The organism is Klebsiella planticola ATCC 33531 (genome assembly GCF_000735435.1).
GTDB lineage: Bacteria > Pseudomonadota > Gammaproteobacteria > Enterobacterales > Enterobacteriaceae > Klebsiella > Klebsiella planticola.
On the sequence record NZ_JMPP01000029.1, the window covers coordinates 38,738 to 54,802 of the forward strand.

Below are 16,065 nucleotides of genomic sequence, written 5' to 3' on the forward strand. Positions count from 1 at the left end.
ACATACAAAATGTCAACAACTTACGCGGATGTCAGTTCGTCGTGACAAAATGTAAAGTTGTGTTTTTCTCGTGACTTAGCGGGGCCTGATCGTTGAAAATTAGCGTTCTACCCATACGATATGGGTAATCGCATAGTGCGTTTTGTTAAATCGAGGTTAAAAGAAAATTATGATGCGAATCGCGCTTTTCCTGTTGACCAACCTGGCAGTGATGGTGGTCTTCGGGCTGGTGTTAAGCCTGACGGGAATTCAGTCAAGCAGCATGACCGGGTTACTGATCATGGCGCTGCTTTTTGGTTTTGGTGGATCGATCGTTTCGCTGATGATGTCGAAATGGATGGCGCTGAAATCCGTGGGTGGGGAAGTGATTGAGCAGCCGCGCAATGAAACGGAACGCTGGCTGATGAACACCGTCGCGCAGCAGGCGCAGCAGGCGGGTATTGGCATGCCGCAGGTCGCCATCTACCACGCGCCGGATATCAACGCGTTTGCCACCGGCGCCCGCCGCGATGCTTCTCTGGTCGCCGTAAGCACCGGGCTGCTGCAAAACATGAGCCGTGATGAAGCTGAAGCGGTCATCGCCCACGAAATCAGCCACATCGCCAACGGTGACATGGTCACGATGACGCTGATTCAGGGGGTGGTGAACACCTTCGTTATCTTTATCTCGCGTGTTATCGCGCAGATTGCCGCCGGCTTCCTGGGGGGAAACCGGGATGACAGTGAAAGCAGCAACGGTAACCCGCTGATTTACTTTGCCGTAGCGACCGTGCTGGAACTGGTGTTCGGTATCCTGGCCAGCATCATTACCATGTGGTTCTCGCGCTACCGCGAATTCCACGCCGATGCCGGGTCTGCCAGACTGGTTGGTCGTGAGAAAATGATTGCCGCGCTGCAGCGCCTGAAAACCAGCTATGAACCACAGGAAGCCAGCAGCATGATGGCGTTCTGCATTAACGGTAAGGCGAAGTCAATGAGTGAACTGTTCATGACTCACCCTCCGCTGGATAAGCGTATTGAAGCGCTGCGCAGTGGCGAATACCTGAAGTAACATTGTTGCAGAGTAGGTAAAAAAAATCCGCCGCCCGAGGGCGGCGGATTTTTTTATGGCTGAAGCCTGAGGAGGGCGGCTATTGCCCAGGCCTGGGCTGAGTTACGCGAAGCCCGCTGACGGTTGCGGCAATCACCGCCAGTCCACCGGCCAACAGCAGTGCGCTGTGGGTGCCGCTGTTGCCCTGCAGGTTAAGCAGCAGGGCAACCAGCGCCGCACCGGTACTTTGACCGAGCAGACGCGCGGTCCCGAGCATTCCGCTGGCACCGCCGCTGCGATGGGCCGGTGCGGAAGAGACAATGGTATGGTTGTTTGGCGACTGGAACAGGCCAAAACCGGCGCCGCACAGTGCCATGCGCCAGATAATATCCAGATCGGAAGGCGTGGAGGGCAACAGCGCAAGGCCAAACAGGCCGCAGGCCATCACCAGCAGGCCGATTGCCCCCAGTAATCCCGCGTGCACTTTCTCAATCATATAACCTGCCAGCGGCGCCATCACCATGGTAGCCAGAGGCCATGGCGTCAGCAGCAAGCCGGTTTCTACTTCGCTGCGGCCCATCATCGACTGCAGGAAGAAGGGCAGGGAAACCAGCGCCAGCATTTGCGCGCAGAACGAACAAATGGAGGTACAGATAGACAGGGAAAACAGCGGGATGCGTAGCAGGTCAATCGGCAGCAGCGGGACCGGCATCTGCAGCTGGCGGCGCACAAAAAAGAAACCGATAACCAGCATCGCGGCCACTTCCGCAAGTACGAATCGTCCCGACTGACCCTGGGCAAAACCGCCGAGAGCGGTGATCAACAGGCCAAACGTCAGCGCATTCATTATGGCGCTGGGAAGATCGAAGCGGGTGATTTTGCTCCGGCCAACGTTTGCTGGCAGGTAACGCATGGCGAGGATAAGCGAAACAATCCCGAGCGGAATATTAATAAAAAAGAGCCATTGCCAGGAGGCAACCGAGAGAATAGCGGCTGCAATGGTGGGGCCGGCGGCCGATGAAACCGCCACCACGAAGGAGTTAATCCCCATTCCGCGCCCGAGAAAACGCTGCGGGAAAATAAGTCGGATCAGCGCTGTGTTGACGCTCATCAGGGCGGCGCCGCCAAGGCCCTGCGCGACGCGGGCAAGCGTCAGCATCTGCAGACTATGGGAGAGTGCGCAGGCGAGCGAGGTCAGAGTAAATAGCGCAAGACCGATTTTATAGATACGCCGATAGCCAAACATATCGCCGAGAAAAGAGAGCGGCAGAAGGGCAATCACGATAGCTATCTGGTAGGCGTTGACAATCCAGATTGACGCCGCCGGCGAGGCGTTTAAATCGGTGGCGATAGTCGGCAGAGCCACGTTGGCAATTGCGCCGTCGAGCACCGCCATGGCCAACCCTAAAACGATGGTCAGAATTGCGCCGTAGCGCTGCGGCAAAGGCAGGCCATCGGCAATGTTTTTATCCATGGTGAATGTATGTCTTTATGGTAATTATTCTCTGAGTAATGATTTTAGCATTGATTATTCGGCTGTATGTCGCAGATTTGTAACGAATGAACAGAAGAACGATTGCGGGGGCCGCGATGCGAATTTATAATAAAAACCGGTTCTGATTTTTATAAAACAGTTACGATGAGGTGATAAATGGCAGTTGCAGATTTGGATAAGCAGCCAGATTCTGTCTCTTCGGTATTGAAGGTTTTTGGCATTCTGCAGGCGCTTGGTGAAGAGCGTGAAATTGGCATTACCGAACTGTCCCAGCGCGTCATGATGTCAAAAAGCACCGTTTATCGCTTTTTGCAAACCATGAAATCGCTGGGCTATGTGGCGCAGGAAGGCGAATCTGAGAAATACTCCCTGACGCTCAAGCTGTTCGAACTGGGCGCGCGTGCGCTACAGAATGTCGACCTGGTCCGCAGTGCCGACATCCAGATGCGTGAACTTTCGCGGCTGACGAAAGAGACGATCCACCTGGGCGCGCTGGATGAAGACAGCATCGTCTATATCCACAAAATCGACTCCATGTACAACCTGCGGATGTACTCGCGTATCGGTCGCCGCAACCCGTTGTACAGTACCGCTATCGGTAAAGTGCTGCTGGCGTGGCGCGATCGCGCTGAAGTTGAGCAGATTCTCGAAGGCGTCGAATATAAACGCAGCACCGAGCGGACCATCACCAGTACGCAAGCGCTGCTTGACGTCCTGGATCAGGTGCGTAAGCAGGGGTACGGTGAAGATAATGAAGAGCAGGAAGAGGGGCTGCGCTGCATCGGCGTACCGGTTTTCGACCGCTTTGGCGTGGTGATTGCCGGCCTGAGTATCTCTTTCCCGACGCTGCGTTTCTCAGAAGAGCGTCTGAGTGAATACGTGGCGATGTTGCACACGGCGGCGCGTAAGATTTCTGAACAGATGGGCTATAACGACTATCCATTCTGATCCGAATGGCGCTGTGGTCAGTTAAACGACAGCGGGAATGCACTTCCCGCTGTCGCTTTTACGCATCAACCTTTGTCGATAACGGTTTCGCTTTTGCGTAAAATCGGGCAGTCGGTAACACCGATAATACCGCTATCAGAATGAACGTATTGTGCGGTACTGGTGCCGCGAGCGGTCAGATATTTACACTGAAGCCCCAGTCCCGCAGCATTCTGATTGCTGCCAATAAGAATGCCATAGCCGCTCAATAATATACCAATCCATACGATAGCCAGTACTACAATGGAACGAATGATTAATCGCATTGTTGCCTCATGGTTTGCATTATCCCTGCGCGTATTTTGACAGCTACACGTATTGAAACAAGTCTATGATTCCTAAACTTGTCTTTCGTATTACAGTTAGCCACGGTTTAAGATGCTCATGTTATCCTGGAAACATCTGATACTGATGCGGAGAATGGAGTGAAAAAAGTACGCTGGGTTTTGCTGATAGTCATCATAGCGGGCTGTTTGTTGCTGTGGACTCAGATGCTTAACGTAATGTGCGATCAAGATGTACAGTTTTTCAGCGGCATCTGCACAATCAATAAGTTTATCCCCTGGTAAGACATTTTTATGACGACCGATTTCCTTCTGCTGCGCGAGTGGTAGAATGGACGCCTTCTCTTTGAGGTGGTGAAATGAGTGAGTTACTGAATCCTGGGATCTTAAATCTGGCATCGTTGGCACTGTCCGTTGTGCTGCTGCTTGTCGGTTTGTTGTTATGGTTTTTTGTTAATCGCGCAAGTTCGCGCACCAATCAGCAGATTGAACTGCTGCAGGCGTTACTGGATCAGCAAAAGCGGCAAAATGCGCTGCTGCGCCGTCTCTGTGAAGCCAATGAGCCTGAGAAACAAGAGGTTACTAAGACTTCGGCGGGAGAGAAAGACGATGACGACTTTATCCGTCTCGTCGCCGAACGGTAGCTGACTGACAGGTGTGCACCGGGTCGGTGTGCACCTGGATCTAAGGAGTCGCTATAACTTTTTCTTATCCTTTCCGATCGTTTTGTTACACTTCCTCGCCCCCTGAGTGTGTTCCTGCTCCCAATTCTGGCTATTGACGTCATTGATTTTTTAGTTAATCAAATAAAATAATAACAATCTGTTTTAATTGTCTGATGAAAAAATATCGTCATTAATGCTTCACGTTTAAATTGTATTATAAATAATATTTATAACGGAAGCGGATGACGATTTTATATCTTTACCTCCGCAGAATTTAAGCGAAATTTCAACTATCGATATGACCTTTTATACGCATCATTATGCACTGGCCCTGACCCTGTGTGCTGAAAATGTGGTGTTTGAATAGCCGGGTGCCTGGACGAACCGAAGTTGTTGAGCTATGGTAAAAAAGTTGCAACCATCGGGTTTGCTATAATTGCGAATCCTGCGGTAGCAGCGAGGGCAACCCTGGGCGGCAAAGACGCATAAATGTGCAGGTGATCAAATGATTACCTTATAATTTGTGCGGAGGATCGAGACACGTTTAAAAATGGCTTGCCATTATTTACGTTGTATGTGATAACACCTTTCGGGTTAAACGAGGTACAGTTCTGTTTATGTGTGGCATTTTCAGTAAAGAAGTCCTGAGTAAACACGTTGTCGTTGAATACCGCTTCTCTGCCGAACCTTATATTAGTGCCTCATGCAGTAATGTGTCAGTTTTATCTATGTAAGCGCCTGTGGGCGAAGAAAACAGTCTAAGGAATTTTGCAAATGGCAAAGATTAAAGGTCAAGTTAAGTGGTTCAACGAGTCTAAAGGTTTTGGTTTCATTACTCCGGCTGATGGCAGCAAAGATGTGTTCGTACACTTCTCCGCTATCCAGGGTAATGGCTTCAAAACTCTGGCTGAAGGCCAGAACGTTGAGTTCGAAATTCAGGACGGCCAGAAAGGTCCGGCAGCAGTTAACGTTACTGCTATCTGATTCAAGACCACTCATCTTGTAAGAAAAGCCTCGCCTCTGCGGGGCTTTTTAGTCTTTATTGCAAAACATTTCCATTTTTCCCCCTCCGTCGCGCTTTGTTGCAAAACAACATCCTTATTCGCATAGTTTCGCATCCTGTTGTGCCGATTTTCTGTTAAATCAGAGGGTTGCAATATAAGGCTGGAGCTATGGTGCTAAAGTACAAAAATAAGTCAGTTGCTCATTTCACCCCTCTTCGTTTTGGGCTGTTGTGCGTGGCGATTCTCGGGTGTCTCGGAATACTGCTGGGGCGGGTGGCCTGGCTGCAAATAATTTCTCCAGATAACCTTGTAAAACAAGAAGATATGCGTTCGTTGCGCGAAGAACCCATCGACGTGCAGCGTGGAACCATCAGCGACCGCGAGAATCGCCCGCTGGCGGTCAGCGTGCCGGTGAGCGCCATCTGGGCTGACCCGCAAACCATTATGCAAAAGGGCGGCGTCGGCTATGGCCCACGCTGGCAGGCGATGGCGGAGGCGCTGCACCTTAATCTGAGCGATCTGGCCAAACGCGTTGAGAGCCATCCGCATATGCGCTTCATCTATCTGGCCCGTCAGGTTAACCCGGAACAGGCCGAATGGATCGACAAACTGCACCTGCCAGGGATCAACCTGCGTGATGAGTCGCGCCGATTCTATCCCGCGGGGCACGTGGCGGCTAACCTGCTGGGGTTTACTAATATCGATAACCAGGGCATTGAGGGGATTGAGAAAAGCTTTAATGCTCAGCTTACCGGAAAGCCGGGGCGCCGGCTGGTGCGTAAAGATCGTCATGGACACGTGATCGAAAATATCACCGAGATGCCGGCGGTACCTGCGCATAATATTCAGCTGAGTATCGACGAACGTCTGCAGACGGTCACCGAAGATGCGCTGGATAACGCCGTGAACTGGAATAAGGCGGAATCCGGGGCGGCGGTACTGATTAAGATAGATACCGGCGAGATACTGGCGATGGCCAGCTATCCGGACTTCAATCCCAATAACCGTGATAACGCCAGGCTGGATGATTTTCGCAACCGCGCCATCAGTGACACCTTTGAGCCGGGCTCGACGGTAAAACCGCTGGTGGTGATGACGGCGCTACAGCAGGGGATTGTGCAACCGGACAGCGTAGTGGATACCCATCCCTTTGTGCTTGATGGTCACCGCATTCGCGACGTTGGCTATTATCCCGAACTGTCATTAACCGGCATTTTGCAAAAATCCAGCGATACCGGCGTTTCGCATCTGTCGCTGGCCATGCCAGTCCAACACCTGATCAATACTTATAAAGCGTTCGGCTTTGGCGACCCGACCGGACTGGGGCTGACCGGCGAAAGCGCCGGGCTGATGCCTCAACGGCGCTATTGGGGCCAGCTGGACCGCGCGACCTTTGCCTTCGGATATGGTCTGATGGTGACTCCGCTGCAGCTGGCACATGTTTATGCCACTATCGGCGGCTTCGGTATTGAACGACCGCTCTCGATTACCCGTATCGACCCGCCGGTCATCGGCACGCGGGTCATGCCAGAACCGATAGTGCATGAAGTGGAGCATATGATGGAGAGCGTGGCGTTGCCGGGCGGCGGGGGAACCAAAGCGGCGGTACGCGATTATCGCATTGCGGTGAAAACCGGGACCGCGAAAAAAATCGGTCCTGACGGTAAATATATCGATAAATATGTGGCGTATACCGCAGGCGTGGCGCCCGCCAGTCGTCCGCAGTTTGCGCTGGTGGTGGTGATTAACGATCCCAGCAATGGCGCCTATTATGGCGGGGCGGTTTCCGCACCGGTCTTTAGCCAGATCATGGGAGATGTGCTGCGGCTGGAAAATGTGATGCCGGACGGTATGCCGCAAGGTTCGGAAAATCTGATTGTGATGCATAGCGGGGATGCCGCGCCGCCGGCGTTGTAACAGTGGTCTGAAAGGGCGAATAGCGCTACACTTTCGCCCTTTCAGCGACACCGGAGTTGTCATGTCATACAGTTGCCCACTTTGCCACGCGCCGCTTTCCCGCCGCGATAATAGCTATATCTGCCCGCAGCGGCACCAGTTCGACCTGGCGAAAGAGGGGTATGTCAATTTACTGCCGGTGCAGTTTAAGCGGTCTCGCGATCCGGGCGATAGCGCGGAGATGATGCAGGCGCGGCGGGCGTTTCTCGACGCGGGCCACTATCAACCTCTGCGTGATGCCATCAGTGACTTTCTGTCCGTCGCCGCCCCTGAGCGCCTGCTTGATATCGGCTGCGGGGAAGGGTACTACACCCATGCGTTTGCCGCTATCGCCGCTCATTGTTGGGGGCTGGACGTCTCAAAGTCGGCCATTCGCGCGGCGGCCAGACGCTATCCGCAGGTCAATTTTTGCGTCGCATCGAGCCAGCGTCTGCCGTTCGACGACGCCAGCCTGGATGCGGTGGTCCGGATCTATGCCCCTTGTAATGCGCAGGAGCTGGCGCGGGTGGTCAGACCCGGCGGCTGGGTGATTACCGCCACGCCGGGGCCGCGGCATTTGCTGGAGCTGAAAGGGTTGATTTACGACGAGGTGCGTCTGCATGAGCAACATCATGAACAGATGGCTGGCTTTACATTAAGCCAGCAGCAGCAGCTGGCCTATCCGATGCAGCTGACCGGGGCCGAGGCTGAAGCGCTGCTGCAGATGACCCCATTCGCGTGGCGGGCGAAGCCGCCGGTGCGTGAAACGCTGCGCGCGCAGGCGACTTTCCGCTGCCAGACCGATTTTATGATTCACTGCTGGCAGCGTGAGGCCTGAGAACTAGCCGGCGAAATGGCTCCAGAGAATCTGGGCGCCGATACCAATCAGGACAATACCACCAAGAATTTCGGCTCGCTTGCCCAGCAGCGGGCCGATAAACCGACCGACCATTATTCCCAGCGTCGACATCACCAGCGTTGCGCAGCCGATAGCCAGCGCGGTGGCGATAATATTTACTTGCAGGAATGCCAGGCCAACCCCGACGGCCATCGCATCGAGACTGGTGGCGAAGGCGGTGGTGACCAGCAGCCAGAAACCGTGGCGGCGAGGCGCTTCACATGCCTCATCTTCGGTTGTGCGAAAACCTTCGATGACCATCCGTCCGCCGAGAAATACCAGCAGCACGAACGCGATCCAGTGATTCCACTCCAGTACGAACTGGCTGGCGAGCATCCCCATCCCCCAGCCGACAAGCGGGGTGAGCGTTTCGATGGCGCCGAAAATTAACCCGGTGCGCAGCGCTTCGGAGAACTTAGGTTTGTGTAAGGTAGCGCCTTTACCGATAGAGGCTGCGAAGGCGTCCATGGACATGCCAAAGGCAAGAAGAATCGTAGCGGAGATGTTCATCATTGCGTCCTGACCGGGGAAAATCCATATGACACATCACAGCCCCCAGTAGATATACGCAGCCCGCGACTCAGGTATGCGTACAGCGGTGATGTGTCTATGGTCTCGCCTGATTGAACACCTTCTTCAACCCGTACGTGCCACGTTTTGCAACGAGTATGTTGACACGCACATTTCCTGGCTGGCAGGAAACCGGCTACTCCCCAACGACGGGCGCAACCTTAACATATTTTTAGAATATAAAACAATAACAGGATTTATTTATTTCAATAACCAAATGATAACGATTTTCATTTGAATTTATGCGTAAATAATTCGTTAATAAATATAAGTGAAGTGCGCAGACGGAATATAGCCATGGCTATATTCCGTCTGCCAGAAATCGCTGAAATATAGCGTTGGCTATATTTATAACTTACTGAGTGGAAACGAGAAGTTTGTAAATCTTTTCCAGATCGTCGATGTTTCGTACACGAATAAGCAGGCGCCGTTGCTCTAATTGCATCACCAGTACGCCATCTTCCGATAAATTCATCGCTTTAATTCGCTTATATTCAATCCAGATATTGGCGAAGAAAAAGCCAGTCGGTTTGAAGATGATTTTCGGCGTCCGGATCCAGAACAGAAACAAACCCATTAACGCCAGCGCAGATAATAACCAGGTGGTGATTAGCGCGCCGTGGCTGATGATATTGTTATAAATCAGAATGGCGGTCAGGCCGACGAAGATGATCCCGTCAACGCGGCTGCGGCGGAGCAGGGGGATGGCCAGGAGTAACGGGCCGTTGCGACGGGGCATAATAAACTGGTCATAAATGGCAAACGCCAGCAGAACAACAATAAACAGAATCAGCACCAGATCCGTGATTGTCATCTATCCTCCAGTGAAAAAAAAAGCCGGGGGCAAGCCCCCGGCGGACAACAGGATTATTACAGGCCCAGCAGGCCGATAGCGTAGCCGACGATACCGATGACGAAGAAGCCGACGATAATCCACAGGGCGTTAACTTTCTTACGCAGCAGCCACATACAGGCGAAGGTCAGCAGCAGAGGCACCAGGCCCGGCATCAGCTGGTCAAGGATAGTCTGTACGGTCGTGACGTGAACCTGACCATCTGAACCGGTGATTTTTGACACCACCAGCGGAATGTTCACATGCGTCCACTTGTTAACCAACGCCCCCATGACAAACAGGCCGAGAATTGACGCCCCCTCGGTCAGTTTCTGCAGGAAGCCGCCGCCCATATCCTTAACGATATCGACACCTTTGCTGTAACCGTATGCCACCCCGTAGTAACGGGTCAGCAGACGGACGGCGTTGAACAGAATAAAGAACAACAGCGGGCCTAACAGGCTGCCGCTCATCGCGATACCGGCACCCAATGCCGCAAATACCGGACGCACGGTACCCCAGAAGATCGGGTCGCCGACGCCAGCCAGCGGCCCCATCAGACCGACTTTGATACCGTTGATGGCACCATCATCGATCTCGGCGCCGTTTGCACGCTGCTCTTCCATCGCCAGCGTTACGCCCAGAACAGGCGCTGCGACGTACGGGTGAGTGTTAAAGAACTCCAGGTGACGCTTAATTGCCTGCTTACGCGCATCGTTGTTCTCCGGGTACAGGCGACGAATAGCCGGTACCATAGAGAAGCAGAAGCCCAGCGCCTGCATACGTTCGAAGTTCCATGACCCCTGGAACAGGTTAGAACGAATGAACACGCCACGAATGTCACTCGGAGTGAGTTTTTTCTCGGTGGTATTTTTAGTCATATCAACCATTTCGCTCACCTGTTAGTCCAGTTCGTTATCGAGATCGTTATTACCAGCAGCCTGCGCTGGCGCACCCGCTACGCGGTTGTATTTCGGGCTCAGCTGGATGTAGAGGATAGCCATTACCGCGCCAATCACCCCCAGCGCAACCAGGTTGAAGTTAGTGAATGCGGCGGTGACGAAGCCAAGGTAGAAGAACGGCATCAGGTAGCCTGCGCGCATCATATTGATGACCATCGCATAACCAACGACCACGATCATGCCACCGGCGATGTTCAGACCGCTGGTGACCACTTCAGGAATCGCATTCAGCATACCCTGAACTTCGCTGGTTCCGACGGAGATAGCCACGATGACCGCCGGGATAGCGATACGCATAGCCTGCAGGAACAACGAAGAAACGTGGAGCCACGAAATCGCCGTCAGGTTGCCATTTTCCGCCGCTTTATCCGCCGCGTGCTGGAAGGCTACGGTAATGGTACGAACGATGATGGTCAGAACCTGGCCTGCTGCTGCCAGCGGGATAGCCAGAGCGATACCGGCGCCGATACCCTGATGACCGGCAATAACCAGAACGGTAGAAATGATGGATGCCAGCGCGGCATCCGGCGCAACCGCCGCACCGATGTTCATCCAGCCCAGGGCGATCATTTCCAGGGTACCACCGATGATGATACCGGTTTTCATATCGCCGAGAACGGCACCGATCAACGTACACGCGACCAGAGGACGGTGGAACTGAAATTCATCAAGTACCGACTCCATACCCGCAATACACGCGACGATGAACACCAGCACAATCTGAAGAAGGGTAATCTCCATTGTACTTCTCCTGTTGATTAAGTCTTAAGTTGAAAATTGGGGCGCGACCCGCAAGGTTATTTCGCCACCTTGCCAATCAGGTCCATCATTTTCAGTTTCTGGTCGGTGGAAACTTTACGGACTTCCAGCTCGATACCGCGGGCATTTAGCTTTTTAAATGCTTCAATATCTTTTTCATCGACCGAAACGGCGTTGTTCACCTGCGTTTTACCCTGACGGAAAGCCATACCACCGATATTGACAGTGGTGATTTTCACGCCGCCTTCAACGACACGTTCGACGTCGGTAGGGTTGGTAAACAGCAACATGACGCGATCGCCTGCGTATTTCGGGTTGTTGTAGACGCGAATCATCTTCGCAACGTCGACAACGTGGGCGGTCACACCCGGAGGAGCAACCTGAGTCAGTAACGTTTTGCGCACGGTATCCGCCGCGACTTCATCACTCACGACAATAATACGGGTAACGTTGGTTTCTTTTGTCCAGCGGGTGGCCACCTGACCATGAATAAGACGGTCATCAATACGCGCCAGGCCGATGACCATATAGTCGTTCGGACCCATTGGTTTTGCCGGGGCTGGCGCTTGGGCTGCTGCCTTAACCGGAGCCGGAGCGACTTTTTCCACCGCTTTCGCTTTCAGCGCCTTCACGCCTTCACGACCGGTTTCTACCGCCAGAGCCACCAGCTCGTCGAACGACGGATCGTCGTCGCGCGCCATCAGCGTTTCGACCAGCATCGGAATGTTGACGCCAGCAATCACTTCGTAATGTTCTTTATCGACGACAATGCGGCTGGCGGCATTAAATGGACTACCTCCCCACGTATCGACGAGAAATAACACGCCTTTAGTTGTGTCCAGCTTTGCCAGCTGTGCGTTGTATTTCTCAATTAGCGTTTCGGCATTTTCACCCGGAACGAAATCGATCCAGCCAACGTTTTCCTGCTCGCCCAACAGCATTTCTGCGGTTTTCAGCAGTTGTTCTGCAGCCCAACCATGTGTGCCTATTACAATAGCAATCGTCACTTGCTACCTCCTTTATTATCGTGAATGCATCATCTGTGGTGATACATCCTGAATCACTCTTGCGAACAAAATCGATTCAGTGAGGGTGTAAGATCTAAAATAATTACTACCGCGAATTATTTTAGATAGTGAAAAAATAATTAATGTGATGAAGATCCGTTAATCACGCATCTGCGACTAATAATTTCGCAGCGCAAAAAATAGGCTTACCTATTGCAAAGACTGGTAAAATTTTTTCCAATCTTCCTCCATTTTTTGCTATGTTTAGCTTCCGTTTAATTACTCAGGAGTATAGGGCATAGCCCGCTGTATGGACCCTCATCGACGTCTTTTCACCTTCTGGCGTTTTTCTGCCGCCGCTACCTGCTACGCTTTTTTACCCGCAACGATTGTCTCTGCCGTGCGTGACATCGCGATGACTCCGTCTGTCGTGAACTGGAGCAACTCATGGAATTCTTAATGGATCCCTCTATCTGGATCGGTTTATTGACGCTGGTCGTCCTTGAAATCGTGCTCGGTATCGACAACCTGGTCTTTATCGCTATCCTCGCGGATAAACTGCCGCCGAAACAGCGTGACAAAGCGCGGCTGATCGGTCTGACGCTGGCGCTGTTTATGCGTCTGGGGCTGCTGTCAGTTATTTCGTGGATGGTGACCTTAACCAAACCGCTGTTCAGCATTGCGGATTTCTCTTTTTCCGGGCGCGATCTCATCATGCTGCTCGGGGGGATATTCCTGCTGTTTAAAGCGACCACGGAACTGCATGAACGGCTGGAAAACCGCCAGCACGATGCCGGACATGGTAAAGGTTATGCCAGTTTCTGGGTGGTAGTGTTGCAAATCGTCGTGCTGGATGCGGTCTTCTCGCTGGACGCAGTCATTACCGCCGTCGGCATGGTGAACCATCTGCCGGTGATGATGGCCGCGGTGGTCATTGCGATGATGGTGATGCTGCTGGCCTCGAAGCCGTTGACCCGCTTCGTGAACCAGCATCCGACGGTGGTGGTGCTCTGTCTGAGCTTCCTGCTGATGATCGGTCTGAGCCTGGTGGCTGAAGGCTTCGGCTTCCATATTCCGAAAGGGTACCTGTACGCCGCTATCGGCTTCTCGATCACCATTGAGTTCTTCAACCAGGTGGCACGACGTAACTTTATTCGTCACCAGTCGACGCTGCCGTTACGCGCACGTACGGCTGACGCTATCCTGCGCATGATGGGCGGGCGTAAACAGCACGCCGTGAGCCATGATGGCGAGAGCCCGGCGCCGGTTCCGGTGCCGGAAGGAGCGTTTGCGGAAGAAGAACGCTATATGATTAACGGCGTCCTGACCCTGGCGCAGCGTTCATTGCGCAGTATCATGACTCCGCGCGGTGAAATCAGTTGGGTGAATGCGGAGCAAAGCGAAGAAGAAATTCGTCGTCAGCTGCTCTCTTCACCGCACAGTCTGTTCCCGGTATGCCGGGGCGAGCTGGATGAAATCATTGGTATCGTGCGAGCCAAAGAGATGCTGGTGGCGCTGGAGGCCGGTGAGAACGTCGCGGCATTAGCCTCGGCTTCGCCGGCGATTGTGGTTCCGGAAACGCTGGATCCTATCAATCTGCTGGGGGTGCTGCGTCGTGCTCGCGGTAGCTTCGTCATCGTGACCAACGAGTTTGGCGTGGTACAGGGGCTGGTGACGCCGCTGGATGTCCTGGAAGCCATCGCCGGGGAATTCCCTGATGCCGATGAGACGCCGGAAATCGTGGCTGATGGCGACGGTTGGCTGATCAAAGGATCAACCGACCTGCATGCTTTACAGCAGGCGGTAGGGCTCGATGACATCGTCGATGAAGATGAGGATATTGCGACGGTAGCTGGACTGGTCATTGCCGTTAACGGCCATATACCGCGTACCGGCGATGTTGTTGAACGGGCGCCGCTGCAGTTTACCGTTCTCGAAGCGAACGACTATCGTGTTGATCTGGTGCGCGTAGTCAAAACGGTGCATGACAGCCAGGAAGAAGAATAATCCTCCTGGGTCGTCAGACTGGCCGGTCGGTCTCCGCTGGAGGCTGGCCGGTTTTATTATCCGCCATCGCCTCGACCTGACGTCGGGCGGCCAGCCACTGTGGAAAGTCTTCCACCGGCATTGGCCTGGCATAGTGAAATCCCTGCAGGATATCAACGCCGTGGCGCCGCAAATATTCGTCCTGCCGCTGAGTCTCCACGCCTTCTGCCACCGTCACAATATTCAGCCGGTGCGCCAGCGCAATAATGATATCCGTTACCGTGGCATTGACGCTGTCGATGCCGATAGCGCTGGTAAAGGATTTATCAATCTTCAGCACGTCAGGCCGTAGCTTTTCCAGCCAGGAGAGCGAGCTGTTGCCAGTGCCAAAGTCATCGATTGCCAGGTACACCCCCCTGAAATGCAGATGTTCCGCCATGTGGTGATCGCCGTCCTGCAGCACGTCCCGCTCGGTGAGTTCCACCACCAGCTGCTGCACCGGATAGGCGCTGAACCAGAGTTTATGCAGATCGCGCAGCAGTTCACCCTCGGCAAAGTGGCGAGCGGCGACATTAATCGAAATGTGAAAATGTTTATCGTGGGGGAATAGCGAAAGCTGGCGTGCGGTTTCTGCAATGACATAGCGGGTGAGGGGAACGATCAGGTTGTAGCCTTCGGCGATAGGAATGAACACCTCCGGCGATATGTTTCCCCGGCGCGGATTGTTCCAGCGCAGTAAAATCTCGACGCCGGTACATTTTCCCGAATGCAGATCCTTCAACGGTTGGCACCACAGCTTGAATTCGCGGGCGGCGATACCGAGGCTGATTTCCCGGGAAAAACTCATCCTGCCCGCGGTAGCCAGCCAGGCGATTCCGGTCATCAGTAAACTGAGGATCAACGCCAGCGGCAGTTCGCCCGGCAGTTCGTTGAGGGCGATAGCGGAAGCGCCGGGACCGCTGACGTTAATGGCAAACGGGAACAAGGTCGAATGTTGACGGTATATCACCGACTCGCCGGGAAGCACCGAGTGATCAACTACTCCGCTCCCGCTGATAAAGTTCCGGGTGCCGACGCTCAGTCCAATACCGGTAATCAACGATGATTTTGCGTTGAGAATTAACTCTCCCAGCAGCTCAATATTGATGATGATCATCACGCCATCGGCGCTATTGAAAGCGGAGGGATACCATTGAATTAAGACTGGAGAGCCGACCAGCAGCGTGTTATCGGTTGAAAAAACCAGCAGCTCCCGCTGGCCTGGCAGGTCGGGTTGCAGCTGATGAATAGGGACGTTGCGATCGCCAAAGATGCTGGAGCAGTAGAGAATATTCGATTTAACCAGGACGATTGAACGCACGGTTTGCAGCGAGGCCGCCAGTTTGCGCAGCGGCAGACGCACATCCTCACAGGGCTTCCCCACCAGCTGAAGCAACGAAAGGTGCTGTTCCGACAACGGGCGTAAAATTTTATCCATCGCCACCACCATTTTATTGGTGGTCATCTGGACGCGCTGCTGATTTAAACTACGCTGCGAAATAAATCGGATCGCCAGCGTGGTCGTCAACGTCAGGAGCGCAACAATCAAACAAATGATAATCCGCTTACGACGGTATGCCGAAATGACCTTTTGTGCATTTTGCATGCGCGA

General features: G+C 53.4%; 17 protein-coding genes. 9 read left to right on the top strand and 8 right to left on the bottom strand.

The genetic code is table 11. The features are described 5' to 3' along the window. Positions 1–169 precede the first annotated feature (169 nt). A complete protein-coding gene (htpX, locus tag GRPL_RS11965) occupies positions 170–1,051 on the top strand; it encodes a protease HtpX (protein ID WP_004863936.1) in 882 nt (293 codons plus the stop codon). A 79-nt stretch (positions 1,052–1,130) separates the two neighbouring features. Here htpX and GRPL_RS11960 read toward each other — a convergent pair whose 3' ends face one another. Next, on the bottom strand, positions 1,131–2,504 hold the full coding sequence (locus GRPL_RS11960) for an MFS transporter (protein ID WP_032686989.1): 1,374 nt from the start codon (positions 2,502–2,504) through the stop codon (positions 1,131–1,133). Between the two features lie 177 nt (positions 2,505–2,681). Between GRPL_RS11960 and kdgR the strand changes: the two genes are divergently transcribed. Further along, on the top strand, positions 2,682–3,473 hold the full coding sequence (gene kdgR, locus GRPL_RS11955; RefSeq protein WP_032699382.1) for a DNA-binding transcriptional regulator KdgR: 792 nt from the start codon (positions 2,682–2,684) through the stop codon (positions 3,471–3,473). Positions 3,474–3,538: 65 nt separating this feature from the next. Here the strand turns inward: kdgR and GRPL_RS11950 are convergent, their stop codons facing one another. Next, positions 3,539–3,778, bottom strand: a complete 240-nt coding sequence (locus GRPL_RS11950; RefSeq protein ID WP_032686991.1) for a YobH family protein — start codon at positions 3,776–3,778, stop codon at positions 3,539–3,541. 159 nt (positions 3,779–3,937) lie between these two features. Here GRPL_RS11950 and mgrB point away from each other — a divergent pair, with 159 nt between their 5' ends. From mgrB to rlmA, 6 genes are all read left to right on the top strand, one after another. Beyond that, the gene (mgrB, locus tag GRPL_RS11945) at positions 3,938–4,081 is read left to right on the top strand and encodes a PhoP/PhoQ regulatory lipoprotein MgrB (protein WP_015584020.1); all 144 of its coding nucleotides are present in this window, start codon (positions 3,938–3,940) and stop codon (positions 4,079–4,081) included. 74 nt (positions 4,082–4,155) lie between these two features. Further along, entirely contained in the window at positions 4,156–4,440 is a 285-nt protein-coding gene (locus GRPL_RS11940) for a YebO family protein (protein WP_032686992.1), read from the top strand. 638 nt (positions 4,441–5,078) lie between these two features. Continuing rightward, complete coding sequence (locus GRPL_RS26895) at positions 5,079–5,195, top strand: DUF2627 domain-containing protein (RefSeq protein ID WP_049267871.1); 117 nt, start codon at positions 5,079–5,081, stop codon at positions 5,193–5,195. Positions 5,196–5,235: 40 nt separating this feature from the next. Then, complete coding sequence (cspE, locus tag GRPL_RS11935) at positions 5,236–5,445, top strand: transcription antiterminator/RNA stability regulator CspE (protein WP_001062678.1); 210 nt, start codon at positions 5,236–5,238, stop codon at positions 5,443–5,445. 188 nt (positions 5,446–5,633) lie between these two features. Beyond that, the gene (gene ftsI / locus GRPL_RS11930) at positions 5,634–7,382 is read left to right on the top strand and encodes a peptidoglycan glycosyltransferase FtsI (protein WP_032699383.1); all 1,749 of its coding nucleotides are present in this window, start codon (positions 5,634–5,636) and stop codon (positions 7,380–7,382) included. 61 nt (positions 7,383–7,443) lie between these two features. Further along, positions 7,444–8,238, top strand: coding sequence for a 23S rRNA (guanine(745)-N(1))-methyltransferase (gene rlmA, locus GRPL_RS11925; protein ID WP_032699385.1), 795 nt, complete (start codon positions 7,444–7,446; stop codon positions 8,236–8,238). A 3-nt stretch (positions 8,239–8,241) separates the two neighbouring features. On the opposite strand, the gene mntP is transcribed toward rlmA, so the two are convergent. The 5 genes from mntP to manX all read right to left on the bottom strand — a co-directional run bounded on the left by mntP (position 8,242) and on the right by manX (position 12,428). Beyond that, a complete protein-coding gene (gene mntP / locus GRPL_RS11920; protein ID WP_032686995.1) occupies positions 8,242–8,808 on the bottom strand; it encodes a manganese efflux pump MntP in 567 nt (188 codons plus the stop codon). Positions 8,809–9,223: 415 nt separating this feature from the next. Further along, positions 9,224–9,682: a DUF986 family protein gene (locus tag GRPL_RS11915; protein WP_032686997.1), complete on the bottom strand. Its 459-nt coding sequence runs from the start codon at positions 9,680–9,682 to the stop codon at positions 9,224–9,226. 56 nt (positions 9,683–9,738) lie between these two features. Further along, positions 9,739–10,590, bottom strand: coding sequence for a PTS mannose transporter subunit IID (locus GRPL_RS11910; protein WP_004863911.1), 852 nt, complete (start codon positions 10,588–10,590; stop codon positions 9,739–9,741). Positions 10,591–10,602: 12 nt separating this feature from the next. Beyond that, positions 10,603–11,403 carry a PTS mannose/fructose/sorbose transporter subunit IIC gene (locus tag GRPL_RS11905; protein ID WP_004863908.1) on the bottom strand — a complete coding sequence of 267 codons (801 nt, stop codon included), beginning with the start codon at positions 11,401–11,403 and terminating at the stop codon, positions 10,603–10,605. A gap of 56 nt (positions 11,404–11,459) precedes the next feature. Then, positions 11,460–12,428: a PTS mannose transporter subunit IIAB gene (gene manX, locus GRPL_RS11900; RefSeq protein ID WP_032699386.1), complete on the bottom strand. Its 969-nt coding sequence runs from the start codon at positions 12,426–12,428 to the stop codon at positions 11,460–11,462. Positions 12,429–12,875: 447 nt separating this feature from the next. Between manX and yoaE the strand changes: the two genes are divergently transcribed. Beyond that, entirely contained in the window at positions 12,876–14,435 is a 1,560-nt protein-coding gene (gene yoaE, locus GRPL_RS11895) for a CNNM family cation transport protein YoaE (RefSeq protein WP_032695272.1), read from the top strand. Between the two features lie 13 nt (positions 14,436–14,448). On the opposite strand, the gene GRPL_RS11890 is transcribed toward yoaE, so the two are convergent. Continuing rightward, entirely contained in the window at positions 14,449–16,059 is a 1,611-nt protein-coding gene (locus GRPL_RS11890; RefSeq protein ID WP_032699388.1) for an EAL domain-containing protein, read from the bottom strand. Positions 16,060–16,065: the final 6 nt, after the last annotated feature.